We start from the raw sequence: 24,629 nt of genomic DNA on the forward strand, positions 1-24,629 counted from the left end.
TCGATTTGCGGCATGTTTTGTGTGAGCGGGACCGTCGCGTCAACCGCCACGATGTCGCGCCCGGCAATGCCGGCAGGCGACTTTGCAGAGGCGCAAAAAGCTAGGCTTTGCCGGTGACGTAGCGCACGACGCGCGACATCTCCCTGACCGTCGTGTCGAGATAGCGGCCCTGATTGTAGAGGCCATCCCAGATCAGGAAAAAGGCGATGGCGGTGATGACGATGACGTAACGCATGGCTGAAACTAACGTATGTGGCTGTTCCTAACCATAGCGATTTCACCGGCGGTCGCTCGCCCTCACCGATTCTGGCCCCAGGCACGCCACCTGGGCCAGTGCCGGGCACGGCTTGCCTCTTGAAGTTCCGGTCGATGCGGTGGAAGATTGTGGCGAAAGCAGGCAGCGGCATTCGCGCCTGGCGAATGAAAAGTGGAGGATGTGGGGGCCGGCAGATCTTGCGCCGCCCCGCGGAAGTCCAGGGGGGTGTGAGATGGCTGTCAGGGAATACAAAGGCATCGGCGACGCCATCAGGCTGGACGAACTCAATTTCGCCGAGATGGTCAAGGGCCTGCCGGCCAAGGCGCGCATGGTGCTGTCGGCGGCGATGAAATTGCCGCGCGGTTCGCTGAAGGTGAGGATGCCGGATGGCCGGGCGGTTCTTGTCGGCGGCAACGGACCCGGCCCGGATGCCGAACTGGTGTTGAAGAACTGGCGCCTGCCCGGCCGTGCCTTTTCCGGTGGCACCATCGGCGTTGCCGAATCCTACATGGACGGCGACTGGGAAAGCCCTGATGTAACCAGCTTCCTCGAACTGTTCGTCGTCAACTCGGCTGTTGGCGAGCGCATTGCCGGCGGCGCCAGCTGGCTCATCAACACGGTCCAGCGCATCCGCCACTGGTTCAACGAAAACACCCGCACCGGCTCGAAGCGCAACATCTCGGCGCATTACGATCTCGGCAACGCCTTCTACAAGCAATGGCTCGATCCCAGCATGACCTATTCGTCGGCGCTCTATGCGACCGGCGCCAACGACCTGGAAAGCGCTCAGGCCGCCAAATACCGCGCGCTGGCCAAGGATACCGGCATCGGCAAGAAGGACCATGTGCTCGAGATCGGCTGCGGCTGGGGCGGTTTTGCCGAATTTGCCGCGCGCGAGATCGGCTGCCGCGTCACCGGCCTGACCATCAGCCGCGAACAGCACGATTTTGCCAAGGCGCGCATCCAGAAGGCCGGGCTTGCCGACAAGGTCGACATCAAGCTGCAGGATTACCGAGATGAAACGGGCACTTACGACCGCATCGCCTCGATCGAGATGTTCGAGGCGGTCGGCGAAAAATATTGGCCGGTTTTTTTCGGCAAGATGAAGGCGTGCCTGAGGCCCGGCGGCACCGCCGGCCTGCAGATCATCACCATCAACGAGGCCGCTTACGACACCTATCGGGCGCGGCCGGATTTCATCCAGCGCTATGTCTTCCCGGGCGGCATGCTGCCGACGCCGTCGATCCTGAAGACGCTGGGCAGCGACCATGGCCTTTCCCATCTGCGCGAGCGCGTCTTTCCGGACGACTATGCCCGCACGCTTGCCGAATGGCGCAACCGCTTCTGGGCGTCGTGGGAAAAGATCGTCCCGCTCGGCTTCGACGACCGCTTCAAGAAGCTTTGGGAATTTTATCTCCACTATTGCGAAGCCGGCTTTAGAGCCAGCTACATCGACGTGCGCCAAGTGGTCTACAAAGCCTGATCCGAAGCGTGATTGAGCGGGCGTATGCCCGCTCGTTTTCCCTGTTAGCTGCACGTTGCCTCAAAGCAGGATGCGATACTTCGCAAACCCGGATTCGCCCTCGCCGGCCGGCTCGATCTTGAGCGATTTCACCCCAGATATGAAATCCTTCGCTTTGGGGCCGGTCTCGAACACGACGCTGGTGCCGGGCAGCGGCGTGAACGACCAATTGTCGTCGGCCGAGGGGTTGATCGTGCCTTCGCTGACGACGTAGCGCACGATCACGTCGCGGTTGGTGTCCGGCGCCTCGTAGATGATCTTCGAGGCATTGATGTCGGGGAAATTGCCGCCACCGCCGGCGCGGTAATTGTTGGTGGCGACGACGAATTTCGCTGCCGGATCAATCGGCTTGCCGTCGAAGCTGAGGCCGACGATGCGGTTCGAGCCGGCATTGGCGACGCCACCCTTGGCATCGTATTTCGGCAGCTGCGACAGGTCTATTCCGTAGCTGACGCCATCGATCACATCGAAATTGTAGGACGGGAATTCGGTGTCGATGAGCGCCTGGTCGGCTTTGCCCGGCTCGATCTTCCTGAAAATGCCGGCCGACATTTCCAGCCATTCCTTCACTTGCGCGCCGGTGATTTCGACGGCACGAACCGTGTTCGGATAGAGATAGAGGTCGGCGACGTTCTTGATGGCGATGTCGCCCACCGGCACGTCGGTATAGTAGTCGGCGCCGTTGCGCCCGCCGGCCTTGAAGGGCGCCGCCGCCGACAGCAGCGGCACGTCCTTCCACTGCGTGCTTTTTAATATGTCCTTGAGGTACCAGCTCTACGCCTGGTTGACGATCTGCACCGACGGATCGTCGGCGACCAGCGCGAAATAGGAATAGAGCGGCGCCGAGGTCTTGCCGACCGGTCGGCGGACATAGGCAAGTGTCGCCTCATGGTCCGCCTTCAGCGCATCGACGACGCGCTGGTCGTCCGCCACCGTCGGCTTGTTTGCCTTGTCGACGCGCTCGTAGATCGGCCTTGCCTCAGATGTGGCCGAGGCTACGCGCCATTTCGATCCGTCCCGTTCCAGAAGCAGATCGATCAGTCCCATATGCGAGCCCCAGAAACCGCCCATCACGGCGGGCTTGCCCTGCAGCGTGCCTTTCTCGGTGTCGACGCCATCGAGCGCCTGAAAATCCTTCTTGCCGGGGAAGACCAAATGCTGATGGCCGGTGAACACCGCATCGATGCCTTCGACGCCGGCGACGAAGAAGGAGGCGTTCTCCATGCCGTCGCCCTGCTTGATATCGATGCCGGAATGCGAGAGCGCGATGACGATGTCGGCGCCCTCCTCCTTGATCTGCGGCACCCATGCCCTGGCCGCCTCGACGATGTCGCGCGTCCTGACATTGCCTTCCAGGTTCTTCAGGTCCCAGACCATGATCTGCGGCGGCACGAAGCCGATGATGCCGATCTTGATCGGCTGCTCGACGCCCGACCCGTCCTTGATCTTCTTGTCGAGGATGACATAGGGCTTGAGGTAGAGCTTGTCGTCGTGCGGGTTGGCGGCAAGCTCGGTGCCGCGGATCAGATTGGCGCAGACGAACGGGAAATTGGCCCCGGCCAGCACCTTGTCGAGGAACGACAGGCCGTAATTGAACTCGTGATTGCCGAGCGTCGAGCATTCATAGCCCAGCAGGTTCATGCCCTTCATGATCGGATGCAGATCGCCTTCCTTGAGGCCCTTCTCATAGGCGATGTAATCGCCCATCGGATTGCCCTGCAAAAGATCGCCATTGTCGATCAGCATCGCATTGGTGGCTTCCTTGCGCACCGCCGCGATCAGTGAGGCCGTCCGCGACAGGCCCATCGTGTCGTTGGCTTTGTCTGCGTAGTAGTCGTAAGGCAGCACATTCACATGGATGTCGGTGGTCTCCATGATCCTCAGATGCGCCTGATTGGCCTGCGCGCGGGCGGAAAACGGATGCAGCATGATCAGCGCCCCGCTGGCGGCCGCACCGGCAAGCAAACTACGGCGGGAGACGGGGTAGTTGAGATGCGGCATTGGTTTTCCTTCCCAGCGACGTGACAAGATCCCAGCCCCGGGCGGAAGCTTCGCGCCGAAAACCGGCCATGTCCATCGGGAAGTCAGTCGATCAGCAAAAGGTGACGGCTGGATGAATATCCTTGGCCGCGGTTGAGAACTCAGCCCTTGTTATCATCGCCCTGGGTGATCAGCCGCGCGCTGCGCTGGCCGGTGAAATAGATCCATAGCCAGCTAAGCGACACCGAGAGCCGGTTGCGAAAACCGATCAGGAAGTAGATATGCGCCACGCCCCACAGCCACCAGGCAAGCCATCCCGTGAGCTTGATCCGGCCGAAATCGATCGCGGCTGCCCACTTTCCGATCGTCGCCAGGTCACCGGCATGTTTGTAGCGGAAAGGGCGCGGCGCGCTATCGCCGGCCAGCCGCGCCCTGATCGTCGCGGCAACATGCTTGCCCTCCTGCTTGGCCGAGGGCGCCACGCCTGGCACCGGCTTGCCGTCCGGCCGCAAGACATGCGCTGTGTCGCCGATGACGAAGATCTCCGGACTGTTCGGCACGGTCAGATCGGGCTCGACCATAACCCTGCCCGCCCGGTCCACCGGCGCGCCCAGCCACTCTCCCGCGGGCGAAGCCGCTACGCCGGCGGCCCACAGGATGGTTCGCGCCGGCAGATGCGTATCGCCAAAGACGACGCCTTCGGCATCGAGGCGCGTGACGGCGCGGCCAAGCTCGACCGTGACGCCCCGCCGCTCCAGCGCCTTGCGCGCATAGTCGGACAGCTTTGGCGCGAAATTGGCCAGGATCCTGTCTCCGGCCTCGACCAGCACCACACGCGCCTCACGCGTGTCGATGTTGCGGAATTCGCCGCGCAGCGTTTCGTGCGCGAGTTCGACAATGGTGCCGGCAAGCTCCACGCCGGTCGGGCCGCCGCCGACGATGACCAGTGTCAGCAGTGCCTGGCGCTTGGCCGGATCGGTCTCGCGCTCGGCCTGCTCGAAGGCGAGCAGGATGCGCCGGCGAATGGTGGTTGCGTCTTCAAGCGTCTTCAGCCCAGGCGCGAAAGGCTCCCATTCGTCGTGGCCGAAATAAGCATGACGCGCGCCGGTGGCGAGCACCAGCGTGTCGTAGGGAACAGAACTGCCGTCCTCAAGCAGCACGCGTTTGCCTGGACGGTCGACGCCGGTGACGTTGCCGAGCAGGGTCGTCACGTCCTCGCGCTTGCGCAGCAGATGACGGATCGGCCAGGCAACTTCCGAGGTCGCCAGCGAGGTGGTCGCCACCTGGTAGAGCAGCGGCTGGAAAAGGTGATGGTTGCGCTTGTCGATCATGGTGATGCGCACGGGTGCGCCGGCCAGCGCCCGGGTGAGTTCAAGACCGCCGAACCCTGCGCCGACGACAACGACATGATGGCTGGTTTCACTCATCGCATTCACCCCTGTTTGTCTCTCTTTATCTAGTGATTTTTGTGCACCGCAACAATGTCGCGGCGCGCTAGACTGCCGCGCGTAAGGCTGCCCAGGACTCGTCGCCGGATGTCGCGAATGCCTATGTCGGCAAGCCTGGACGGGTATAGCCTTGCAGGGGCTGGAACCACGGGAGTGAAGCATGGCCAACGGCGATGACAAAGATCGCAAAGGGCGGGCGCAATATTCTTCGCCGCCTTGCTTCATGCACGAACTCGATCCGGAATTTCGCGCGCCATTGACCGACTGGACCGATGTGCGCCGTTGGCGCAAGGCCGAGCGCGAGCGTCTGATCGCGGCACGGTTGGCGGTTTCCGCCGATGCGCGGGTGGCGATGTCGCGGGCTATCGCCGAAGGGCTCGACGCGGCCATCGGCGACATTGCCGGCCGCATGGTCAGCCTCTATTGGCCGTTTCGCGGCGAGCCGGACCTGCGGCCGTGGATGGCGTCGATCAACGAACGCGGCGGCCGCACGGCGCTGCCCATCGTGATCGAGAAAGGCCAGCCGCTGATCTTCCGCGCTTATGTACCCGGCGACCGGCTGGAAAAAGGCATCTGGAACATCCCGATCCCGGCCGAAGGCGAGCCGGTGCTGCCCGACATCGTCATCTCGCCGATCGTCGGCATCGACCCGCGAAACTACCGCCTTGGCTATGGCGGTGGCTTCTTCGACCGCACGCTGGCTGCCATGCCGTTCAAGCCATTGGTCATCGGCGTCGGCTACGAACTGCAGCGCATCGCCACCATTTACCCGCAGCCGCACGATATTCCGATGGATAGGCTGGTGACCGAGGCTGCTCAGGGCTAGGCCAGTTCCGGCTTCATCCCCATCGCCGTGCGATCGACGATCTCGCGCAGGGCAAAGGATGAATTGATCTTGGTCACATGCGGCATCGCCGACAGCCACTCCTTGTGGATGCGCTCATAGTCGACCAGATCCTTGGCGGCGATGCGCAGGATATAGTCGTATTCGCCCGACATCAGGTGGCACGACAGCACATTCGGGCAGCGCTTGATCGCCGCCTCGAAATCCGACAGCGTCTTTTCGAATTGGCCCGACAGCGATATGTGCACGATCGCCGTCATCTGGTGGCCGAGCGCGGCATTCGAAAGCCGGGCGTGATAGCCGCGGATGGTGCCGGATTTCTCCAGATTGTCGAGCCGGCGCGAACAGGCCGACTGCGACAGGCCGACCCTTTCGGCGAGCGCCGCATTGGGTATGCGCCCATCCTTCTGCAGAGCCTCGAGAATGGCGATATCGATCCTGTCGAGCGGCATTTCTCGTGATTCCTGCGAAATTTCCTTGATTTCGCGCAACGATTATCGAAACGCGTGACCCCGCGCAAGCGCATTCGCAAACACCTGCGCAACGATTCGTGGTTCACTCGGTTGATACAGGGAACGAGCCCGAAGGGCCGGATCAGGAGAAGACTATGCGCGTCGGCTGCCCCAAGGAAATCAAGAACCACGAATACCGCGTCGGCCTGACGCCGGGCTCCGTCCGCGAATATGTCGCGCATGGCCATGAAGTGCTGGTCGAAAGCGGCGCCGGCGCCGGCATCGGCGCCGATGACAATGCCTACCGCGCCGCCGGCGCCACCATCGCCAGGACCGCCGCCGACGTGTTCACCAAGTCCGACATGATCGTCAAGGTCAAGGAGCCGCAGCCCAACGAATGGGCGCAGCTGCGCGACGGCCAGATTCTCTACACCTATCTGCACCTGGCCCCGGATCCGGAGCAGACCAAGGGCCTGCTCGCGTCCGGCGTCACCGCAATCGCCTATGAGACCGTAACCGACGACCGCGGCGGCCTGCCGCTCTTGGCGCCGATGTCGGAAGTTGCCGGCCGCCTGTCGATCCAGGCCGGCGCGACCGCGCTGCAGAAGGCCAATGGTGGCCGCGGCGTGCTGCTCGGCGGCGTGCCCGGCGTACTGCCCGGCAAGGTCACGGTGCTCGGCGGCGGCGTCGTCGGCCTGCATGCCGCCCGCATGGCGGTCGGCCTCGGCGCCGACGTCACCATCATCGACCGCTCGATCCCGCGCCTGCGCCAGCTGGACGACCTCTTTACCGGCCGCGTCCACACCCGCTACTCCACAGTCGAGGCGCTTGAGGAAGAATGCTTCTCGGCCGACATCGTCGTCGGCGCCGTGCTCATCCCGGGTGCTGCTGCACCCAAGCTGGTGACTCGCGAAATGCTGTCGGGCATGAAGAAGGGCTCGGTGCTGGTCGACGTCGCCATCGACCAGGGCGGCTGTTTCGAGACCTCGCACGCCACTACCCATGCCGAGCCGACCTATGAGGTCGACGGCGTGATCCACTACTGCGTCGCCAACATGCCGGGAGCCGTGCCGGTGACCTCGGCGCACGCGCTCAACAACGCGACGCTGCATTATGGCCTGCAGCTGGCCGACAAGGGCCTGAAGGCGCTGGTCGACGACCACCATTTGCGCAACGGCCTCAATGTCCACAGGGGCAAGATCACCAATCGCGCCGTCGCCGAAGCACTCGGCTATGAGCTGGTCGAACCGAAAGTGGTTCTGGCTGCCTGACCAGACGCCTTAATCGACTCTAGCAGTTCTGCCTCCCTCACCCGCCGGTTGCGCCGGCGGGTTTTTTATTGGCCGCGTGCTCACAAATTGCGGGCTCTAAGGCAACATCACGGCGAAACGGCCCGGCTTGGCGGTGCTTTTGCCTATCGATGTGGCATTTTTGTCATTCCAATATTAGCGAGCAGCCTGTTAGAACACGGACGGGTTTGTTCTATGCTAAGGGGCTAAAATGTTCATTTCTGCTAAATCCGTTCTTCTCGGCGCCGTTTCGGCAATGGCTTTGATATCGGTAGCGCATGCCGCCGATGTTGTGCAGCCGGTGGAAGAACCTGCCGGCTTCAACTGGAGCGGCGCCTATGTCGGCATCGGCGGCGGCTTCGGCGCCACCGTGCACCGCATCAGCGTCGACCCGGTGATCGACTTCAACGGCATCGGCGGCAACGGCGTGTTTGGCGAAATCACCGCCGGCTACGACTACATGGTCTCTGAACGCTTCCTACTCGGCGGCTTCATCGACGCCAACATCGGGAATATCGGTCCGTCGATCAGCCTTCCGGGCGCTGATATCGACCTGACGAACGCTTATGGCTTCGACGTCGGCTTGCGCGCCGGCTATCTCTTGAACCCCGATACGCTCGGCTATGTGCTCGGCGGCTACACCTGGAATCATTTCAAGCTGGAAGGGTCCGGAGGTTTGGACGGGCTTGAGTTTACCGAGGATCGTGGCGGCTATGTTCTCGGCGTCGGCATGGAAACCGTGCTGCGCGGCAACTGGACGATTAAGACCGAGTACCGCTACGCCAACTATGGCGACGACTCGGTGGCTGACCTCGGCATTATCGGCGGCCCGGGAACCTCTCTGGATGTCGAGCCGTCCAGCCACACCTTCCACATCGCGGCCAACTACCGCTTCGGCGCCCAAAATGGCGGCGGTGCCTCGTTTGCTGCCCCGACCTACAACTGGACCGGCTTCTATGTCGGCGGCGCGCTTGGTGCCGGCACCGTGGTGCATGACCTGACGCTCGCCAGCGCCCTCGAATTGGATGGCATCGGCGGCGAAGGCGTGTTCGGCGAGGCGAGCATCGGTTACGACCATGATTTCGGCGGCTGGGTCGCCGGCGTTCTGGTCGACGCCCGCTATTCCGGCATACGCTCGAAGCTGGACATTCCGGGTGGGTCGATCAAAGGCGATGCCGACTATGGCTTCGATGCCCTGGCCCGCATCGGCGCCAAGGTCAACGAATCGACGCTGGCCTATGTCCTCGGCGGTTACAGCTGGCAGCATTTCGACCTGCATGCCTCCTCGCCCGTTGGCGACATCATCGACTGGGGCTCGAGCGGCTTCTCGGTCGGCGGCGGCCTGGAAACGGCCGTTTCCAGCAACATGACGCTTGGTCTCGAATACCGCTATTCGCAGTATGAGAAAGAGGATTTCGGGTCGGGCGGCTTCCTCACCGACGAGCCTTCCTTCCAGACCGTTCGCCTCGGCGCGAAGTATAAATTCAACTAAAAAGCCGCTCCGGCAACGGTCGAAGCCCGTCGGTCAATTCCGGCGGGCTTTTTCTTTGCGCAAAACCTGACATCGGCATTGAACAGGCCGGCGGACAACAAAAAAGCGGAGCCAAAGCCCCGCTTCCTCGTTGTCGAGATCGCCGCCGGTTCATCCGCGGTCGGCAAATCCATCGACACTCGTCTTTTAATGGACGAATGCGACGGGAGTGCGACAGTTCACCGGCAGTCGGCGCGCCACCAGGCCGGCGACAATCGCGGCGCTTGTGTGAAGTGCTTCACATCAGCCATTCGAAAAACATGTGCAGACAGGGATGCCAACTTGACGGCTCGTGCCGTCACACGGTTCCCAACTGCCCGCCAGACCACCGGCGGGCATCTTTTTGTCAGAAACGCTCGATGCGGCACTGATAACAATTGTTGCGCGCCGAGCGGACGTGGACATAGGCGATGTCGTCGCGCTCAAACAGCGTCTCTGCCCGCGCCGCAATGCCGCCAGCCGGAATGACGCCGCCGCTGCCATAGACGATGCGGTCATCCGCACCATAGCCGCGCACGATATAGTCGCTGCTGTCAAGCATCTCTGGAAGCGCTTCCGTCTCGGCTGCGCGTTCGCATTCCTGCGCATGCAGGAAGATCGGTCCTGTCTCGGCGTAAGGCTGCAACGCCGGAAACGGCCGATAGGCCATGATCAGATAGCCATCGCCTTCGGCGACGTTTCTTAGGCAATGCCGGCACGGCACCCCGTCGCCATCTGAAACCTTCCGCTCCGGCGTTTGCCCGTAGGCGTCCGGCCGGCCGCGCTGCAGCGCTCTCACATCTTCTGTCGGCAAGGCTTTGAACTGGACGGTCATGGCTAAATCTCCGGTGTGGTTGACCGGAAATTATGCCCCCGCCGAGGTACTTCCCACCCGATTCCTGTCAACTGTCAGCAGCCCGGCCAGTCTCAGGCCGGACTGCTCCGGCATTGGGCAGGTCCCGCGCCGGCTCAGCGGATGAAATCGTCGAAGCGGCGCAGCGTCACCCGGCGCCTGCGCCAGTTCTCGTCCTGGGTCCGCACGAGCAGGAACTCCTCGCCATGAACGGTCGGTTCGGCCTTCAGTCAGAGAAAGTCACGGCCGCATGACGCTGGCCGAGCGCTCGGCGAACGACAGCGGGTGCACGGTCTCCTTCTTTTGCGCCACCGGCGCAAAACCGAGCTTCTGGTAGAGCGGCAAGGCAGCCGGATGGTCGAGCGTGCAGGTCTGCACCGTTACCCGTTTCGGCCCATACGACCATGCTGCGGCAATCGCCGCACCGAGGAACCAACGGCCGATGCCTTGCCCGGTCGCATGTTCCATCATGCCGAAATAAGCGAGTTCGACTTCCTCTGGCAAATGCGGCTTGAGGTCGAAGAACCCGGCCGGCGCGCCGTCGAGATAAAGCACCCTGATGTCGCGGTCCTCGCGGTGGATGCCGGCGGCAAGCTCGTCATCGTCCAGCCTCAGCACATTGACCCAGTGCCATTTGCGTCCGACCCGATCCATCAGATAGCGGTAGAAATGCAGCGGAATGTCCTTGGTCCTGAGCAGCGCGATCTGCCTGTTGTAGGGCAACGGCGGCGAATAGGGCGGCGGCACATGCATTTCCAGAAACGTGACCGTAACCTCGATGTCGTCCAGCGCGCCATTTTCCATCGCCATCATTCCTTGCCCGTCACCACGGGCGTGTCTGCCAGCCCGCCCCATTCCGTCCATGAGCCGTCGTAGAGCCGGTTGTCGGTGTGGCCGAGCGTCTCCAGCGCCAGAGTGACGACAGCCGCCGTGATGCCGGAACCGCAAGAGGTGACGACCGGTTTCGACAGATCGATACCGGCATCCTCAACGGCCTTGCGCAACTGGTCCTTCGACAACAGCGCGCCGTCCTGTGACAGCGCCGAATAAGGCAAATTGTGCGCGCCGGGCATGTGGCCGGAGCGAACACCCGCGCGGGGCTCTGGCTCGGCGCCGGTGAAGCGGCCCGCGCCTCGGGCGTCCGCAATCTGGCTCTCGCCAGTCTCGACGATGCGGCGCATGTCGGCAAGGCTGGCGACGCGAGCGGCATCGAAATCGGCATGAAACACATTCGGCGCGATCTTGGTCGGCTCCGCCGTCACCGGCCGGCCCGCCGCCTTCCAGCGGTCGAAGCCGCCGTCGAGCACATAGACCTGGAACACGCCCATGACGCGGAACATCCACCAGGCGCGCGGCGCCGAGAAGAAACCAGGACCGTCATAGACGACAATGGTGTCGTCGGCCGAAATTCCCATGGCGCCTACATATTGCGCGAAATGCTGTGGCGAGGGCAGCGTGTGCGGCAGCTTGGCATCAGGATCGGAGGCCGCATCATGATCGAAGAATCGCGCGCCCGGAATATGCGCAGCCTCATACTCGGCGCGCGCATCGCGCTTCTGCGCCGGCAGATACCAGGATGCATCGACGATCGTCAGGCCGGGCTCGCCAAGACGGCTCTGCAACCAGTCCGCATCGACGGTGAAAGAGCTGTCATCGGCCATTGTTCTTCTCCTGCTCCGCCTTGGCGAAGCATTGCTTCCTGTTGACCATGATCTTCCCCGAAAACCGGCTTCCACTTTTCGGGATCATGGTTCGTTCAAGCCACCGGCATTGGTCCGAAGCGAATGCGAAAACGCCGGTTTTCGCGGCCCTTCTTCTCGATCTTGCCGATATGGATTTCACCGACTTCGCCGGTGCTTTTGACATGGGTGCCGCCGCAGGGCTGGCTGTCGATCGAAGCGTTGTCGCCGATGCAGACCAGGCGGATCTTGCCGGTGCCGGCGGGCGGCCGGACATTCTTGGATTTCACCAGGCCAGGATTGGCTGCCAGTTCCTCGTCGGTGATCAGCCTGATGAAGATCGGATGATCGGCTCGCACCAGTTCCATCAGCCCGGCGGTGACGTCTTCCCTGGTGAAGCCGGCATCGGGAGCGTCGAAGTCGACGCGGCTGTCATCTTCGGAAACCGCAGCACCGGTAATCGGAAACGGACAGACGACGGTGAGCAAATGGCAAGCTGCGTGCATGCGCATCAGGAGATGCCGCCGCTCCCAGTCGATGGCGAGTTTCACCCGCTCACCGACCTCGGGTGCCGGCTGCTCCGGCGCCGGCACATGGATGATCTCGTCCTTGGTCTCGCCGGTGATGGTGGCGGCAATGGCGATGCGGCTGCCGTCGGCGCGCTCTAATGTTCCGGTATCGCCAGGCTGGCCGCCCGATGTGGCATAGAAGATGGTCCGGTCGAGAATGATGCCGCCGCGCTCGTTGATGGCGACAACAGTGGCGTCAGCCGCTCTGAGATAGGCGTCGTCGCGAAACAGCGCTTCTGTTCTGTGCGCCATCAGGCGACCTTCTCATACGGCACCGGAATTGTGCTGCGCTCATCCATCCAGCCCGGCACCGGCAGGTTCTTCTCGCGCAGGAATTCCGGGTTGAACAGCTTCGACTGGTAGCGCGTGCCATAGTCGGCAAGGATGGTCACGATGGTGTGGCCGGGGCCAAGCTCGCGCGCCAGCCGTATCGCGCCGGCAATGTTGATGCCGGTCGAACCGCCGACGCACAGGCCTTCTTCCTGGATCAGGTCGAAGACGATCGGCAGCGCTTCCTCGTCCGGCACCTGGAACGAGAAGTCCGGCGTGAACCCATCGAGATTTGCCGTGATGCGCCCCTGCCCTATCCCTTCGGTGATCGAGCTGCCGTCGGACTTCAATTCGCCACTCGTGTAGAAGGAATAGAGCGCCGCACCTAGCGGATCGGCGAGCGCGATCTTGACGTTGCTGCTCCTGGCCTTCAGCCCGAATGCGACGCCGGCCAGCGTTCCGCCCGAACCCACCGCCGAGACGAAACCGTCGACCTTGCCGCCGGTCTGCGTCCAGATTTCTTCCGCCGTGGTGCGGATATGGCCGTCGCGATTGGCAACGTTGTCGAACTGGTTGGCCCAGATCGCGCCGTTCGGCTCCGACCTCGCCATCTGCTCGGCCAGCCGCCCCGACAGTTTCACGTAGTTGTTGGGGTTCTTGTAAGGCACCGCCGGCACTTCGATCAGCTCGGCGCCAAGCAGCTTGATCGTGTCCTTCTTTTCCTGGCTCTGGGTGTCGGGAATGACGATCACCGTGCGATAGCCCAGCGCCTTGGCAACCAGCGTCAGGCCAATGCCGGTATTGCCTGCCGTGCCTTCGACGATGACCCCGCCCGGCTTCAACAGCCCGCGCTGTTCGGCGTCGCGGATGATGAACAGGCCTGCGCGATCCTTGACCGACTGGCCGGGGTTCATGAACTCGGCCTTGCCCAGGATCTCGCAGCCGGTCTGCTCCGAGGCCTTGTTGAGGCGGATCAGGGGCGTGTTGCCGATCGCTTCGATCACAGAACGGGGCATCCGGGATTCCTTATGTAGCTGCGGCGAGACCCTAGAAACCCGAAGCGTGCGTTTCAAGGTAAGAATTCGCCTGGTCCAGTCGCATTTCGGGCACTGCAATCTCCCGCGGCCGGACAACGCGTGATGACGATCATTTCAACCAGTACGGAAAAGCGCTCTTTTCATTCGATTTTTTCACCGCTAGAGCACTAATGACAGATCGGCAGGGCGCAGAATGACACTTTACCGGGCCAACCCGAAGCACGGCGTCGCCTGGATAACCGGCGGCAGCAGCGGCATCGGCCGTGCGCTGGCAAAGGACCTCGCGGCAAAGGGCTTTGTCGTCGCGGTCACCGCACTCGACGGCGACCCACTCGACGCGCTCATCGTCGAGACGGCGCAGATGCCGGGACGTGTCGTCGCCTACCCTTGCGACGTCACCGACGAGCCGCGCATGGCACGCACGGTGGCGGCGATTGAAAAGGAGCTTGGGCCGATCGTGCTCGCCGTCTTCAACGCCGGCAACTACATCGCCACGCCCGGCGAAGACCTCAGGGTCCGCGACTTTCGCCAGACCTTCGAGGTCAACTATTTCGGTATCATCAATGGCCTCGTCCCGCTCATGGAGCGCATGCGCGTCCGTGCGCGCGGCCATATCGTGCTTGTCGGATCGGTCACAGCCTATTTCGGCTGGCCGACCACGGCGGCCTATGGCGGCTCGAAGGCGGCGATCAACATCTTGGCCGAGTCGCTGAAATACGATTTCGACAAGATGAATGTCCGGATCCAGGTGATGAATCCGGGCTTCATCGACACCCCGCTGACCGAAAAAAACATGCTGCCAATGCCGGGACTGATGCCGGTCAACCGCGCCTCGCGCCGCATGCTGCGCGGCATCGAGCATGGCGGCTTCGAGGTTACCTTCCCTCACCGGCTGAGCTGGGGGCTGAAGCTGCTGGCACTGCTGCCAAGGCCAGTCTGCCGGTGGTTCATCAGCACGGCGACCCGCTGGACAGGGCGGCCGCTGAATTTCGACCGCAAGCCGCCGAACGAATAGCTGTCCACAGCCCGGCTGTTGCCTGACTGCACCGGCCGCCATAGGCTTTAGAATTGTTGTGGTGTCTGAGATGGGGCGACGGATCGTGCTTGCGGTGCTGGGCGTCGTCATCATCCTTGTCCTGGCCCTCCTGCTTGGTCCGCGCGTTCCCGTCGACACAACAATCAGCTTCGACCCCAAGGTGATCGGCGACGATCCGCAAGCGTATATCGCGCGTGAAGAGGCTACCGTTCCCAACGTCCGCGACGCGCTCGAGAAAGAAATCATCTGGGCCGATCCGATGGTTCACGCCAGGACGGCATTGGCGATCGTCTATATCCATGGCTTTTCGGCATCGAAGGGCGAGGTTCGCCCGCTGGCCGACGAGGTCGCCGACCAACTCGACGCCAACCTTTTCTACACCCGCCTCACCGGTCATGGTCAGGACGGCGCTGCTATGGCGCAAGGCAGCGTCAATGCCTGGATCAACGACTATGAGGAGGCGCTCGCCATCGGCCGGGCCATCGGCGACAAGGTGATCGTCATCGGCACCTCGACCGGTGGATCGCTGGCGGCATGGGCGGCGACTGAGCCTGGCGCATCGGACGGCGTCGCTGCAATCGCATTCATCTCGCCGAATTTCGGCGTCAGGGCTGCAGGCGCCGAGCTGCTGACCATGCCCTGGGGCAGGCAGATCGCCGAGTTCGTCGGCGGCAAGGAGCGCAGCTTTACGACCCGCAACGCGCTGCACGAGAAACTCTGGACGCACACCTATCCAATGGCGGCCGTGCTACCGATGGCGGCGCTGACCAACCTTGCCTACGCAGCGCCTGTGGAGAAGGCAACCATACCGGCGCTGTTCATCTTCTCGGATTCCGACAAGGTGGTGCGCCAGGATCGCACCCGCGAAATCGCCGGCCGCTGGGGCGCACCGCATGAACTGGTGCCCGTCGACGACAATGGCGATCCCGACAACCACGTCATTGCCGGCGACGCGCTGTCGCCCTCGACCACGGCATTCCTGGCGCAGCGGATCGTCGTGTGGGTTCAGGCAACTACCGGGCAGCCCTAAACGAAAAAGGACGGCCGAAGCATTGCCCCGGCCGTCCTCATATTCAATCGTCAGCAATCAAGCCAGGCTCGACGAGCCTGACCGGTTCGTCTGATCAGGCAGCCCGCGCCGCGGGCCGCTTGCCGCCGAAGCGGCGCTTGTTGTTGCCCTTGAAGGCCTTGGCGCCTTCCGGCTTGCGCTCGCTTGCACCCGCAAAGGCCGGCTTGTCACCAAAACGCTTCTTGGCGAAGCCGTTGTTCTGGCCACCGGGCCGCCTGCCGTCGCGACGGCCATTGCGGTCGTTGCGATCATTGGCGGGCTCGAAGCGCTCGTTCTTTTCGGCCGGATTGCGCACCGGATCCGGGCTGCCGAGATGGTCGGCAACGATCGGCAGCTTGCTGCGGATGATGCGCTCGACCTGACGCAGCTTGCTGTTTTCGGAAGGATCGCAAAGCGTGATGGCGATGCCGTCCATGCCGTTACGGCCGGTACGGCCGATGCGGTGGACATAGCTTTCGGCCTCATCCGGCAGGTCGAAATTCACCACATGGCTGATGCCGGGAACGTCAATGCCGCGCGCCGCGATGTCGGTCGCCACAAGAATGCGCACCGAGCCCTCGCGGAAATCGTTGAGCGCCTTCTGGCGGGCGTTCTGCGACTTGTTGCCGTGGATGACGGCGGCCTTGAAGCCGTCGCGTTCGAGGTCCTTGGTCACCCGGTCGGCGCCATGTTTGGTGCGCGAAAAGATGATGACGGACTTCATCGCTTCGTCGGCGAGCATCGTCGACAGCACCTGGCGCTTCTGCTTGGTGCGGGCAAAGACAACGCCCTGCACGATTTCGGCAGCAGCGGTGCTCTGCGGCGCGACTTCGACGCGGATCGGGTTCTTCAACAGGCCCTTCGCCAGTTCGGCGATTTCATTGGGCATGGTGGCCGAGAACAGCACCGTCTGACGGTCGGGCGCGGTCGCCTTGGCGATCCGCTTGACGTCGTTGATGAAGCCCATGTCGAGCATGCGGTCGCCCTCGTCGAGCACCAGCCATTTGGTGTCGGAAAGGATGAGGTCGCCCTCGCGCACCAGGTCGGTCAGGCGGCCGGGCGTGGCGATCAGGATGTCGACGCCGGGCGCAACCTTCTTCACCTGGCTGAAGCGCGAGACGCCGCCAAGCACGAGAGCGGTTGAGACATGCGCGCCCTTGGCGAGGATCTTGATGGTGTCCTCGATCTGGACGGCGAGTTCGCGCGTCGGCGCCAGGATCAGCGCACGGGTGGTCTTGGCCCGGCGCTTGGTGCCGAGCGCGATGATCTTCGACAGGATCGGCAGCGCGAAGGCCGCGGTCTTGCCGGAGCCGGTCTGGGCGATGCCGAAGATATCACGGCCTTCCATCTGCGGCGGGATCGCCTGCGTCTGGATCGGCTTCGGCTCGGTGAAGCCGGCGCCATGCGTCGCCTTGAGCAGCGCGCCGGTGATCCCAAGAGCTGCGAAACCGGTAAGGTCCGCAGTGGTGCCGGTCGAGATTGCGTTACCGGCTGAGGTGTTTTCGTTGGTCAAAATAGTCTTCTTTCACGCGGTCTTGGCCGCAAACATCGATGGCGGCAGGGCGCAACCTGCCGTCGAAAAATTTGATATGAAACGACAAGGCGGGCGGACGGTAACGTCCACTCGGCTGCGCTGTCGTGCCCGCAGGCGTCATGCCACGGGGCTCTTTCGCCACTTCGTGATGTATCGGAAAGAGAGGCCGATATACCGGAAAGAGGGAAAACAGACGCAACCAGTCTCATTTGTCGAGAAGGCCGGAATCTCCGGCCCAAGCGCCTATGGGCTGCATATGGCTGAGTTCGCTCCGGAATGCAAGGGGCCACATGTTGCAGCGCAATAATCGAGGCCGAAAGCGGCGCTTGCACACGCCTGCAGGCATCATTACCACAAATGCAGCTGCCATTTCTGGAGACCGAGCGATGAAGGACGTGCTGAAGGAACTCGAGCGCCGCCGCGAGATCGCCCGCATGGGTGGCGGCCAGGCCCGCATCGACGCCCAGCACAAGAAGGGCAAGCTGACGGCGCGCGAACGTATCGAGGTCTTTCTCGACGAAGGCTCGTTCGAGGAGTTCGACATGTATGTCGAGCATCGCTCGACCGACTTCGGCATGGAGAAAACCAAGATCGCCGGCGATGGTGTCGTCACCGGCTGGGGCACCGTCAATGGCCGTCCGGTCTATCTCTTCGCCAAGGACTTTACCGTCTTCGGCGGCTCGCTGTCGGAGGCGCACGCCGAAAAGGTCATCAAGGTGCAGGAGATGGCGCTGCGTAATCGCGCGCCGATCATCGGCATCTACGACGCCGGCGGCGCCCGCATCCAGGAAGGCGTGGCGGCGCTAGGCGGCTATGCCGAGATCTTTCAGCGCAACGTGCTCGCATCCGGCGTCATTCCTCAGATTTCCGTGATCATGGGCCCGTGCGCCGGCGGCGACGTCTATTCGCCTGCGATGACCGACTTCATCTTCATGGTGCGCGACACCTCTTACATGTTCGTCACCGGGCCGGATGTGGTCAAAACGGTCACCAACGAGACGGTGACGGCCGAGAGCCTTGGCGGCGCGTCCGTCCACACGACGAAATCCTCGATCGCCGATGGCGCCTACGACAATGACGTCGAGGCGCTGTTGCAGATGCGCCGGCTGGTAGACCTTTTGCCCGCGTCAAATACGTCGGAGCTTCCTGAGATCGAGTGCTACCAGTCGGTCACCGACCATGATCTGTCGCTCGACCGGCTGATCCCAGACAACGCCAACAAGCCTTACGACATCAAGGAGCTGATCCTCAAAGTTGCCGATGAAGGCGATTTCTTCGAGATCCAGCAGAACTTTGCCAAGAACATCGTCACCGGTTTCGGCCGCGTCGAAGGCCGCACCGTCGGCTTCGTCGCCAACCAGCCGATGGTGCTGGCCGGCGTGCTCGATTCCGACGCAAGCCGCAAAGCGGCGCGCTTCGTGCGCTTCTGCGACTGTTTTTCCATTCCCATCGTCACCTTCGTCGACGTCCCCGGCTTCCTGCCCGGCACCGCGCAGGAATATGGCGGCCTGATCAAGCATGGCGCGAAACTCCTGTTTGCCTACGCCGAGGCGACCGTGCCGAAAATCACGGTCATCACCCGCAAAGCCTATGGCGGCGCCTATGACGTGATGGCCTCAAAACATCTGCGCGGCGATATGAACTATGCCTGGCCGACGGCGCAGATCGCGGTGATGGGGGCGAGAGGCGCGGTCGAGATCATCTACCGCAAGGATATTGGCGACGCCGAAAAGATCGCAGCTCACACAAAGGCTTACGAGGACCGTTTCCTGTCGCCCTTCGTCGCCGCCGAACGCGGCTATGTCGACGAGGTGATCATGCCGCATTCGACCCGCCGCCGCATTGCCCGGGCACTGCGCATGCTGCGCAACAAGGACATGCAGAACCCTTGGAAGAAGCACGACAACATCCCGTTGTAAACATCCAATGTCGCGACTGATCATCAGCGCCGGTCGGCGGTTTGGCAGGTTCACGGTCCTGTTTTTCGTTGTTCCCGCTCTCATCATCTTCTGCGTCTGGATGTCCCTGCTCGACAACCATCCAATCTGGTTTATCGCCAGCGGCTTCGTCGTCATGCCGATCGCCACCACGGCCTTGGCATTTCTGTTCGGCACATTGTTTGCGGGCTTCCGACGCAGCAAGATCAAAGGCGTCAGTGAAGCAGAAGCGCCCGGCCTGTGGGCGCTGTGGCGGAGCGTCGCCGGACCGCGCCGTGCTGCGCGCACGGTTGTCATACTAGAGGGCAACCTGAACGCCAGCGTGCGCGAAGAGCGCACGCTTCTCGGCCTTCTCGGCAATCGGCTGTTTCTAACCATTGGCATCCCTCTCCTCGCAGTGACCGATGAAAGAGCGCTTGCCGCGATCCTTGCCCATGAGGACGCGCATGTGCGCAACAAGGATACCAATGGCAGCCTCAATCTCGCTGAGTTCGAAAACGGTTTCGGATTTGTCTTCGAGTATGCCCCGCCCGGAACCACGATCACAGGCAGCCTGCTCCACGCCGCTATCGGCTGGCTGTCGCAATCGTTCGAGCGGGAAGAAATCCGGCTTTCGCGCGAAGCGGAGATCAAGGCAGATCGACACGCGGCATCCTCCGGCGACGCCGAGCACGCCGCACGCGCGCTGTTGCTTCTTGCCACGGCAGACGTGCATTTCACGGAGACGGTCTATGACCCTTTGCAGCATGAATTGCGAGGTGCTTTGCGTCCGCCGCGACCGCCGCTCGAGCGCATGCTGGAAGCTGCCGGCCAGCTGCGAGAACCCATTTGCCTCGATGTTTGCGCCCGCAAGGCGTGGGCAAGCCCGGATGACGCAAAGTCCACCCATCCATCATGGGCTCAACGGCTGGCGGCGCTTGGATATACGGAGCCGCCCGACCTGGACCCGATCGCCGTGACCGCGCTCTCGACGCTGCTGAACTCGAGCGTAGCACAGCGCCACATTTCGGAATTCGACACCAAATGGACTGCGCGGATGGAAGACTATCTCCAGCGCTGAACTGGTGGTCGCCCAACTCGCAGGCTCACTCCTCTTCCGCCGCCCCGAACCCCGCATTCCTGGGGGCGCTGGTCGCGCTCGCCCAGGGCGTCGCGTGATTGTCGATGCGCATCTGGAAGATGAAATAGGTCGGCGAGCAGTAGCCGATGCCTTTCACCTTGGCAGCACCCGGCGTGTCCGGCGGCAGCGACTGGCACATATAGTCCTCGCGGCAGAAATGATCAGCCGAGCAGGCTGGACGGTTGCCGCGGTTGACCGCGCCGCCGAGGCACTGGTCGAAATTGTTGGTGGCGACGCAGGTGTCGAATTTCTTGCCGCCGACCATGCCGCAAATTTCCGATGGCATCGGCTTGCCCGTCTTGAATGCGGCGAAGCTGCGGTCCTTGTCGTCGCAGGCGCGATAAGCGATGCCTGCCGGTACGCCGATTTTCGGTGGCCGGCAGGTGTAGGCGGTCCGCGAAAAGGTCGGCGCAAAAGCCGCGAACTGGCCGGTGATCTTGTAGCGGTCGTTGAACGGCTGAGACGGGTTGCTGGCGATCGACCCGGTCAGGCAGGGATGGCCCGAAAACATCTTTGGACTGTCCGTGGGCAACAGACATTGCGCCAACGCGGTATGCACGCCTGAAGCCGTCGCGAGCGGCGTGCAGACGGTGCCGCCACCGCATTGCCAGGTCGCGCCGAAGCGTTTTGCATCATCCGGCATCAGGCACGGCATCGCCATCTCGGCCGGGGCGTAGTCGACATCGCCGGCATCGGTCCATGTCGCTGGCGGCGCGAAGGACAGCGGCCGGTAGCGGTTCGGCTCCTTGCCTTCTTCCGTCGCGCGCAGCCAGGCCTCACGTCGCGGAATCTCGGCATGGAGATGCGGCGAGATGCCGACCTCGATCCGGTTGAGAGGCGACGTCGTTTTGTCGTCGAGGCCAATGAAGTGAAAGCCGGCCGTCGAGCCCGCCTGGTGGCAGCCCTGGCAGGCGCCATTGTCCAGCCGCTCGACCAGCGCCTCCGGTGTCCGCACCAGCTTTAGCGCCGCATAGTCCAAGCCGGCGAAATCCGCTGGCTGGAACAGCGGCGTGAACGGATGGTTGGCCCGTCTCGCGCTGCCGAAGGTCGACCACGAGATGATTTTCTTGGCCAGGAATTCGTCGGGGATTTCGTAGACGCCGAGATCGATGGCCGCGACATTGGCGCTGACGTAGTCGGCGAGCCCTTTCTTCAGTGCGGCATCATCCGAGAGCCGCGCAACGTCAGGCGTATTCTCCAGCGGCTTCTCGCTGATGGCAGCGCCATCGATACCGAAGATCCGCATCAGATAGGCCGCCTGCCCGCCGAATTGGGTCTCCTGTCCCGAGGGAAAACGCACCACCTGCGCATTGAGTTCAAGCTGCTTGAACGTCAGTTCCTCCGGTGCCAGCGAACCGCCGGCCAGCCAGCCGGCATCGACGTTTTCGTCGATCTGCGGTGTCCAGCGCCCGGCAACGCCGACGCAGCCGCCATCGGCATCCGGCGCCACGCTGTAGACGGCGTTGAAATTGAATGGCAGCCGCGATGCCAGAACCTTGCCGTTCTTGCGGAAACTGTAGGCCAGGCGATAGATGAAGCGCACCTCGCCACAGCTCTTGTCGCCTTGCAGCGCGGTGAAGTCACGCCGGTCCAGCCGGTTGACGACGCCGACCAGGCGGAAGCGCGCGGCCTCGGTCTTCAGCCAGCGCATATCCATGATGCGGCCGACATTGCCGTCGGTCACCTCGTAGAGCGTGCGCCCGCCGGCCTTTATCTCGGCCCGCAGCGTGGCAATATCGGCCGCCACCATGTCGACAACAGCACGATAGGCCGGCACCTCACTGTAGAGCGTCTTCAGATCGTCCGCGCCGTCGACGGCGAAAATGCCGGCGAAGCCAAACCCCTTGGCATCGAGGGCGGCGAGCACCGCCGGATCGTCGACGATGGTCACCGGCTGCTCAGCGCGCACGCCATGCGAGGCGAACAGCGCGATGATGGCTGCAATGGCGAGCGCGAAACGCTTCATCCGATCGGCACCTTCTGCCGTGCCTCGACAAGTTCACGCAGCACCGGCACCAGGGCCAGCGGGAGATCCTCGGCGATCAGACCGGGTCCAAAGCGGCTGCCGGCCTCGGCGTGTATCCAGACCGCTGCGCAGGCGGCCTCGAATGCCTGCATGCCCTGCGCCAGCAGCGCGGCGACAATGCCCGCCAGCACGTCGCCGGAACCGGCGGTGGCGAGCCATGGTGCACCATTGGCGTTGATCACCGCGCGGCCGTCCGGCGCCGCGATGACGGTGTCGGCGCCCTTGTAGACCATGATGGCGTTGGCTCGTTCAGCGGCTGCGCGCGCCTTGGCGAGTTTCGACTGCTTCTTGTCCTTCGCGATGTCGGGAAAAAGTCTGGCGAATTCGCCTTCATGCGGCGTCAGCACCAATACCGGCGCCCACGGGAGCAGCGCGGCGTCGAACAGGGCCTGAGGCTGATGCGCCAATGACGTGATGGCGTCAGCATCCAAGACAATGGCAGGGCGCTGAATTCCGAATGAACTCGTCGACGTGCGGTTTAGGTCAGCGACCGTCGCGATCAATTGCAACGCGAAATCCCCCACTTTGGGTTTCGGCCCGAGCCCTGGTCCGAACACAAGTACTTCGGGGTGCCTCGCCGACAAAAATTCCTGCACTTCCTCCATCGAACCGGCCTCGCGCAGCATGATCGATGTCAGATGCGCGGCGTTTACCTGCATGGCATTTTCAGGCGAGAGCACGGTCACCGCCCCTGCCCCGGCTCTGGCTGCAGCCATCGCCGACAGCCGCGCCGCACCTGTCGCGCTCGGCCCGCCGGAAAAGACGCTGACGTGGCCGCGCTTATACTTATGTGTATCGACCGCCGTTTTCGGAAAACTGTATAGCCAGAAATCAGGCGTGTTCTCGAACGTCTTGATCTTGAACTCATCGACGATCGCATCCGGAATGCCGATATCGGCGATGATGATCTCGCCGCAGAGGCTGCGCCCCGGCATCAGCAGATGGCCGGGCTTTTTCCGCACGAACGTCACCGTCACGTCGGCCTTGAAATAAGCGTTGCTCAAGCCGGTCTCGCCCGACACACCAGAAGGCAGATCGATTGACACCACAGGCACGCGCTCCGCCGCGGCCAATCCTGAGACGGCAGAGGCATGCAGGGATATCTTCTTCGACAATCCCGCACCATAGAGCGCGTCCACGACGACTTCACCCGGTTCCGGGTAGCAGTGTCCGATGTGCTCGACCGGCAGATTGCAGGCCTCGGAAGCTCGCGCCGCATCACTCCCGGGCTTCTGCTTGCCTTCGGCCCAGAGCGCCACATTCACACCAGCCTCGGCCAGCAACCGCGCTACAACATAGCCGTCGCCACCATTATTGCCGGGGCCGCACAGCACGTGCACGCGGCTTGCTGCGGGATAGCGTGCCAGGACCACAGCAGCGACCGCTTCGCCGGCGCGCTGCATCAGGCCATAGCCGTCGAGCGGACCGGCCGCGATCGCCAGCCGGTCGGCCTCGCCCATCTCGGCCGGCGACAGGACTTCATTGCTCATGGATTGCCGATCCGCATTTCGTTCAAGGCCGACCCCTTTGTCCCTATCGAGCATTGTCCAGTTTCGGATTCGAAGCAAACGGCCAGGTGCTGCGTTGGCGTGCGGCCAATCCTTTCGCAGACTGGTGCCACGGTTCCGCGCGGGCCTGCAAAATGCGCAATCTGCCTAATTATCGTGCAGACGCCCGAAGCGGCAATGTGTAGGCTTCGGGCAGCTTTGCCGCAGCCGAAGCAGAGGATGACGCGAATGTGCATCCCGGCGCGGCGCGGCATTGGAATTGCGCGAAACCGCTTCGCGTGGGCTGAAATTGGCACAGTTCGTGCTTGATGGAGGCGCAAGCGGGGCGCACAACCCGTTTTTTTGGCAGTGGAGGCCACTTTTTACATGAAAAAGATCGAAGCGATCATCAAGCCGTTCAAGCTAGACGAAGTGAAGGAAGCGCTTCAGGAGGCCGGTCTGCAAGGCATTACCGTGACCGAGGCTAAGGGCTTTGGCCGCCAGAAAGGCCATACCGAACTCTATCGCGGCGCCGAATATGTCGTCGACTTCCTGCCCAAGGTGAAGATCGAAGTCGTGCTGGGCGACGACGCCGTCGAAGGCGCCATCGAAGCCATCCGCAAGGCGGCGCAGACCGGCCGCATCGGCGACGGCAAGATCTTCGTCTCCAACATCGAGGAGGTCGTTCGCATCCGCACCGGCGAAACGGGGATGGACGCCGTCTGAGCTTTC

General features: G+C 62.8%; 21 protein-coding genes and 2 pseudogenes. 9 read left to right on the forward strand and 14 right to left on the reverse strand.

What is annotated here, in order from left to right:
* Positions 1–100 precede the first annotated feature (100 nt).
* A complete protein-coding gene (locus ACYG97_RS09465; RefSeq protein WP_023668905.1) occupies positions 101–235 on the reverse strand; it encodes a hypothetical protein in 135 nt (44 codons plus the stop codon).
* Positions 236–488: 253 nt separating this feature from the next.
* Here ACYG97_RS09465 and ACYG97_RS09470 point away from each other — a divergent pair, with 253 nt between their 5' ends.
* The gene (locus ACYG97_RS09470) at positions 489–1,739 is read left to right on the forward strand and encodes an SAM-dependent methyltransferase (protein ID WP_023726784.1); all 1,251 of its coding nucleotides are present in this window, start codon (positions 489–491) and stop codon (positions 1,737–1,739) included.
* A gap of 60 nt (positions 1,740–1,799) precedes the next feature.
* Here the strand turns inward: ACYG97_RS09470 and ACYG97_RS09475 are convergent.
* Both ACYG97_RS09475 and ACYG97_RS09480 read right to left on the reverse strand, forming a co-directional pair.
* Positions 1,800–3,779 (reverse strand): annotated as a pseudogene (locus ACYG97_RS09475) (bifunctional 2',3'-cyclic-nucleotide 2'-phosphodiesterase/3'-nucleotidase).
* 140 nt (positions 3,780–3,919) lie between these two features.
* Positions 3,920–5,185, reverse strand: a complete 1,266-nt coding sequence (locus ACYG97_RS09480) for an NAD(P)/FAD-dependent oxidoreductase (RefSeq protein ID WP_023734042.1) — start codon at positions 5,183–5,185, stop codon at positions 3,920–3,922.
* Between the two features lie 244 nt (positions 5,186–5,429).
* Here ACYG97_RS09480 and ACYG97_RS09485 point away from each other — a divergent pair, with 244 nt between their 5' ends.
* Positions 5,430–6,032, forward strand: a complete 603-nt coding sequence (locus tag ACYG97_RS09485; RefSeq protein ID WP_032887087.1) for a 5-formyltetrahydrofolate cyclo-ligase — start codon at positions 5,430–5,432, stop codon at positions 6,030–6,032.
* Here ACYG97_RS09485 and ACYG97_RS09490 read toward each other — a convergent pair.
* Positions 6,029–6,502 carry an Lrp/AsnC family transcriptional regulator gene (locus ACYG97_RS09490; protein ID WP_023668897.1) on the reverse strand — a complete coding sequence of 158 codons (474 nt, stop codon included), beginning with the start codon at positions 6,500–6,502 and terminating at the stop codon, positions 6,029–6,031. The genes ACYG97_RS09485 and ACYG97_RS09490 overlap by 4 nt on opposite strands.
* 155 nt (positions 6,503–6,657) lie before the next feature.
* On the opposite strand from ACYG97_RS09490, the gene ald reads away from it, so the two are divergent.
* Together ald and ACYG97_RS09500 are read left to right on the forward strand one after the other, a co-directional pair.
* Positions 6,658–7,773, forward strand: coding sequence for an alanine dehydrogenase (gene ald / locus ACYG97_RS09495; protein WP_027050830.1), 1,116 nt, complete (start codon positions 6,658–6,660; stop codon positions 7,771–7,773).
* A gap of 229 nt (positions 7,774–8,002) precedes the next feature.
* On the forward strand, positions 8,003–9,283 hold the full coding sequence (locus ACYG97_RS09500; protein ID WP_031215728.1) for an outer membrane protein: 1,281 nt from the start codon (positions 8,003–8,005) through the stop codon (positions 9,281–9,283).
* Here the strand turns inward: ACYG97_RS09500 and ACYG97_RS09505 are convergent.
* The 7 genes and pseudogenes from ACYG97_RS09505 to ACYG97_RS09535 form a co-directional block, all read right to left on the reverse strand.
* The gene (locus ACYG97_RS09505) at positions 9,280–9,456 is read right to left on the reverse strand and encodes a hypothetical protein (RefSeq protein WP_023734043.1); all 177 of its coding nucleotides are present in this window, start codon (positions 9,454–9,456) and stop codon (positions 9,280–9,282) included. The genes ACYG97_RS09500 and ACYG97_RS09505 overlap by 4 nt on opposite strands.
* Positions 9,457–9,668: 212 nt before the next feature.
* A complete protein-coding gene (locus tag ACYG97_RS09510; RefSeq protein ID WP_023734044.1) occupies positions 9,669–10,136 on the reverse strand; it encodes a DUF1203 domain-containing protein in 468 nt (155 codons plus the stop codon).
* A gap of 134 nt (positions 10,137–10,270) precedes the next feature.
* A pseudogene (locus tag ACYG97_RS09515) lies at positions 10,271–10,375 on the reverse strand (OmpA family protein); the annotation flags it as partial.
* A 19-nt stretch (positions 10,376–10,394) separates the two neighbouring features.
* The gene (locus ACYG97_RS09520; protein WP_023734045.1) at positions 10,395–10,958 is read right to left on the reverse strand and encodes a GNAT family N-acetyltransferase; all 564 of its coding nucleotides are present in this window, start codon (positions 10,956–10,958) and stop codon (positions 10,395–10,397) included.
* Between the two features lie 5 nt (positions 10,959–10,963).
* Complete coding sequence (gene sseA / locus ACYG97_RS09525) at positions 10,964–11,815, reverse strand: 3-mercaptopyruvate sulfurtransferase (RefSeq protein WP_023734046.1); 852 nt, start codon at positions 11,813–11,815, stop codon at positions 10,964–10,966.
* Positions 11,816–11,910: 95 nt separating this feature from the next.
* Positions 11,911–12,654: an alanyl-tRNA editing protein gene (locus ACYG97_RS09530; RefSeq protein WP_023734047.1), complete on the reverse strand. Its 744-nt coding sequence runs from the start codon at positions 12,652–12,654 to the stop codon at positions 11,911–11,913.
* Complete coding sequence (locus ACYG97_RS09535) at positions 12,654–13,688, reverse strand: cysteine synthase A (protein WP_023672785.1); 1,035 nt, start codon at positions 13,686–13,688, stop codon at positions 12,654–12,656. Before ACYG97_RS09535 ends, ACYG97_RS09530 begins: the two co-directional genes overlap by 1 nt.
* Before the next feature lie 214 nt (positions 13,689–13,902).
* Between ACYG97_RS09535 and ACYG97_RS09540 the strand changes: the two genes are divergently transcribed.
* Together ACYG97_RS09540 and ACYG97_RS09545 are read left to right on the forward strand one after the other, a co-directional pair.
* A complete protein-coding gene (locus tag ACYG97_RS09540; protein WP_023734048.1) occupies positions 13,903–14,724 on the forward strand; it encodes an SDR family oxidoreductase in 822 nt (273 codons plus the stop codon).
* Between the two features lie 70 nt (positions 14,725–14,794).
* Positions 14,795–15,775 carry an alpha/beta hydrolase gene (locus ACYG97_RS09545; protein WP_023835255.1) on the forward strand — a complete coding sequence of 327 codons (981 nt, stop codon included), beginning with the start codon at positions 14,795–14,797 and terminating at the stop codon, positions 15,773–15,775.
* 94 nt (positions 15,776–15,869) lie between these two features.
* Here the strand turns inward: ACYG97_RS09545 and ACYG97_RS09550 are convergent, their stop codons facing one another.
* Positions 15,870–17,306 (reverse strand): DEAD/DEAH box helicase, encoded by a 1,437-nt coding sequence (locus ACYG97_RS09550; protein WP_023672782.1) that lies wholly within the window; start codon positions 17,304–17,306, stop codon positions 15,870–15,872.
* A gap of 407 nt (positions 17,307–17,713) precedes the next feature.
* On the opposite strand from ACYG97_RS09550, the gene ACYG97_RS09555 reads away from it, so the two are divergent.
* On the forward strand, positions 17,714–19,246 hold the full coding sequence (locus ACYG97_RS09555; protein WP_023734050.1) for an acyl-CoA carboxylase subunit beta: 1,533 nt from the start codon (positions 17,714–17,716) through the stop codon (positions 19,244–19,246).
* Between the two features lie 7 nt (positions 19,247–19,253).
* Positions 19,254–20,324, forward strand: coding sequence for a M48 family metallopeptidase (locus tag ACYG97_RS09560; RefSeq protein ID WP_023691260.1), 1,071 nt, complete (start codon positions 19,254–19,256; stop codon positions 20,322–20,324).
* Between the two features lie 25 nt (positions 20,325–20,349).
* Here ACYG97_RS09560 and ACYG97_RS09565 read toward each other — a convergent pair whose 3' ends face one another.
* Together ACYG97_RS09565 and ACYG97_RS09570 are read right to left on the reverse strand one after the other, a co-directional pair.
* A complete protein-coding gene (locus ACYG97_RS09565; RefSeq protein ID WP_023734051.1) occupies positions 20,350–22,350 on the reverse strand; it encodes a hypothetical protein in 2,001 nt (666 codons plus the stop codon).
* The gene (locus tag ACYG97_RS09570; RefSeq protein ID WP_023691258.1) at positions 22,347–23,900 is read right to left on the reverse strand and encodes a bifunctional ADP-dependent NAD(P)H-hydrate dehydratase/NAD(P)H-hydrate epimerase; all 1,554 of its coding nucleotides are present in this window, start codon (positions 23,898–23,900) and stop codon (positions 22,347–22,349) included. The genes ACYG97_RS09565 and ACYG97_RS09570 overlap by 4 nt, the downstream gene beginning before the upstream one ends.
* Positions 23,901–24,284: 384 nt before the next feature.
* Between ACYG97_RS09570 and ACYG97_RS09575 the strand changes: the two genes are divergently transcribed.
* Positions 24,285–24,623 carry a P-II family nitrogen regulator gene (locus ACYG97_RS09575; RefSeq protein WP_006205430.1) on the forward strand — a complete coding sequence of 113 codons (339 nt, stop codon included), beginning with the start codon at positions 24,285–24,287 and terminating at the stop codon, positions 24,621–24,623.
* Positions 24,624–24,629 lie beyond the last annotated feature (6 nt).

It is taken from the genome of Mesorhizobium sp. W067 (assembly GCF_054719525.1).

Coding starts and splice junctions, on each gene's coding strand:
- ACYG97_RS09500 (WP_031215728.1), top strand. CDS start 8,003: ATGTTCATTTCTGCTAAATCCGTTCTTCTCGGCGCCGTTTCGGCAATG.
- ACYG97_RS09560 (WP_023691260.1), top strand. CDS start 19,254: ATGTCGCGACTGATCATCAGCGCCGGTCGGCGGTTTGGCAGGTTCACG.
- ACYG97_RS09510 (WP_023734044.1), bottom strand. CDS start 10,136: ATGACCGTCCAGTTCAAAGCCTTGCCGACAGAAGATGTGAGAGCGCTG.
- ACYG97_RS09540 (WP_023734048.1), top strand. CDS start 13,903: ATGACACTTTACCGGGCCAACCCGAAGCACGGCGTCGCCTGGATAACC.
- ACYG97_RS09575 (WP_006205430.1), top strand. CDS start 24,285: ATGAAAAAGATCGAAGCGATCATCAAGCCGTTCAAGCTAGACGAAGTG.
- ACYG97_RS09555 (WP_023734050.1), top strand. CDS start 17,714: ATGAAGGACGTGCTGAAGGAACTCGAGCGCCGCCGCGAGATCGCCCGC.
- ACYG97_RS09485 (WP_032887087.1), top strand. CDS start 5,430: ATGCACGAACTCGATCCGGAATTTCGCGCGCCATTGACCGACTGGACC.
- ACYG97_RS09520 (WP_023734045.1), bottom strand. CDS start 10,958: ATGGAAAATGGCGCGCTGGACGACATCGAGGTTACGGTCACGTTTCTG.
- ACYG97_RS09530 (WP_023734047.1), bottom strand. CDS start 12,654: ATGGCGCACAGAACAGAAGCGCTGTTTCGCGACGACGCCTATCTCAGA.
- ACYG97_RS09565 (WP_023734051.1), bottom strand. CDS start 22,350: ATGAAGCGTTTCGCGCTCGCCATTGCAGCCATCATCGCGCTGTTCGCC.
- ald (WP_027050830.1), top strand. CDS start 6,658: ATGCGCGTCGGCTGCCCCAAGGAAATCAAGAACCACGAATACCGCGTC.
- ACYG97_RS09465 (WP_023668905.1), bottom strand. CDS start 235: ATGCGTTACGTCATCGTCATCACCGCCATCGCCTTTTTCCTGATCTGG.
- ACYG97_RS09545 (WP_023835255.1), top strand. CDS start 14,795: ATGGGGCGACGGATCGTGCTTGCGGTGCTGGGCGTCGTCATCATCCTT.
- ACYG97_RS09505 (WP_023734043.1), bottom strand. CDS start 9,456: ATGGATTTGCCGACCGCGGATGAACCGGCGGCGATCTCGACAACGAGG.
- ACYG97_RS09490 (WP_023668897.1), bottom strand. CDS start 6,502: ATGCCGCTCGACAGGATCGATATCGCCATTCTCGAGGCTCTGCAGAAG.
- ACYG97_RS09570 (WP_023691258.1), bottom strand. CDS start 23,900: ATGAGCAATGAAGTCCTGTCGCCGGCCGAGATGGGCGAGGCCGACCGG.
- sseA (WP_023734046.1), bottom strand. CDS start 11,815: ATGGCCGATGACAGCTCTTTCACCGTCGATGCGGACTGGTTGCAGAGC.
- ACYG97_RS09470 (WP_023726784.1), top strand. CDS start 489: ATGGCTGTCAGGGAATACAAAGGCATCGGCGACGCCATCAGGCTGGAC.
- ACYG97_RS09535 (WP_023672785.1), bottom strand. CDS start 13,688: ATGCCCCGTTCTGTGATCGAAGCGATCGGCAACACGCCCCTGATCCGC.
- ACYG97_RS09480 (WP_023734042.1), bottom strand. CDS start 5,185: ATGAGTGAAACCAGCCATCATGTCGTTGTCGTCGGCGCAGGGTTCGGC.